General features: G+C 72.5%; 1 protein-coding gene. It reads right to left on the minus strand.

Annotated elements, in window-relative coordinates:
• Positions 1 to 97 precede the first annotated feature (97 nt).
• Positions 98 to 1,405 (minus strand): sensor histidine kinase (locus NS331_RS25085; RefSeq protein ID WP_058644609.1); only part of this gene is annotated, 1,308 nt, incomplete at its 5' end.

Below are 1,405 nucleotides of genomic sequence, written 5' to 3' on the forward strand. Positions count from 1 at the left end.
TCCTCGCCCTGGCCCTGGCCAGCGCGCCGGCCAGGGCCAGGGCGAGGAAGCGGCTGCGGACGGGCGAAGACGTCATGGGCGTGGGGTCGGGAGGGGGTCAGCCGCGCGGCAGGTCGATGCGGAATCGTGCGCCGGGGCCGGTGGGCAGCAGCGCAATGCGGCCACCATGGGCTGCAATGTACTCCTGCACGATCGACAGGCCGATGCCTGTGCCTTTGACCGTGTGCTCCGGCTGGCGTTCGCCGCGGAAGAAGGGCTCGAACACGCGGTCGCGGTCTTCCGGCGCGATGCCGGGGCCGGCGTCGCTGATCTCGATGCTGGCGGTGTCGCCGGTGGCGGACACCGCCAGCGCGATGGTGCCGCCGCGGGCCGAGAAGCGGATGGCGTTGGACAGCAGGTTGGCCACGGCCGTGCCCAGCTTGGCCGGATCGGCCATCACCGTCACCGGCTCGCCCTCCACCCGCACCGTGAGGCCGTGCGACTGCCACTGCAGGCGCTGCGCCTCGATCTGGTCCTGCACCAGCTTGACCAGGTTGCAGCGCTCGCGCTTGAGCTGCCGGGCCTCGAAGGCGGCGGCGTTGAAGCGCAGCAGGGCCTCGATCTGGCTCTGCAGCGACACGGCGTTCTGCTGCAGGATCTGCGCGACCTCGCGCTGCGCGGGATTCAGCTCGCCCGTCACGCCGTCCTCCAGCAGCGACACGCCTTCGCGCAGCGCCGCCAGCGGCGTCTTGAGCTCGTGCGACACATGGCGCAGGAAGCGGGCCTTGTCGGCGTCCAGCTCCATCAACCGCAGGCGCAGCCAGTCCAGCTGCTGGGACACGCGCCGCACGTCGGCCGGGCCCAGGATGTCGATGGGCTCGTCCAGCCGGTTCTCGCCCAGGCGCACGATGGCGCGCTCCAGCCGCTTGAAGGGCCGCGCCAGCCAGATGCCGAAGGCCAGCGCCAGGGCCGCCGCCAGGCCGCTCGCGGCCACCACCTGCAGGGTCAGCCGGCGGCGCGCGGCCTCCAGCCGGTCGGCCAGGGCGTTGTTCTGGGTCTCGATCAGCATCTGCGCCTGCTGGGCGAGCTGGGTGTTGAGCGCATCCAGTTCGCGGAACTGCAGCGCCATCGAGCCCTCGCGCGCCAGTGCCGTTTCGGGCGCGCCGTTCATCAGGCCCTCGATGGTGGCCATCTGGGCGCGCCACAGTTCGGCCGACTGCGGCAGCAGGCCGTTGTCGACCAGTCGCTGCACCACGTTCTGCGCGTCCTTCTGCGCGTCGGCGAAGCGGCGGCGCAGCACGGCGTCGTTGAGCACCAGCGACTGGCGGCCCGAGCGTTCCATGGCGGCGCTGCGCTCGGCCAGCGACTGGGCGGCGCCCGACAGCAGCAGCGCCCGGCGCGCCGCCTCGCGGCTCTGGGTGATGAG

Source organism: Pseudacidovorax intermedius (assembly GCF_001476815.1).
In the GTDB taxonomy this organism is placed as follows: domain Bacteria; phylum Pseudomonadota; class Gammaproteobacteria; order Burkholderiales; family Burkholderiaceae_C; genus Xenophilus; species Xenophilus intermedius_A.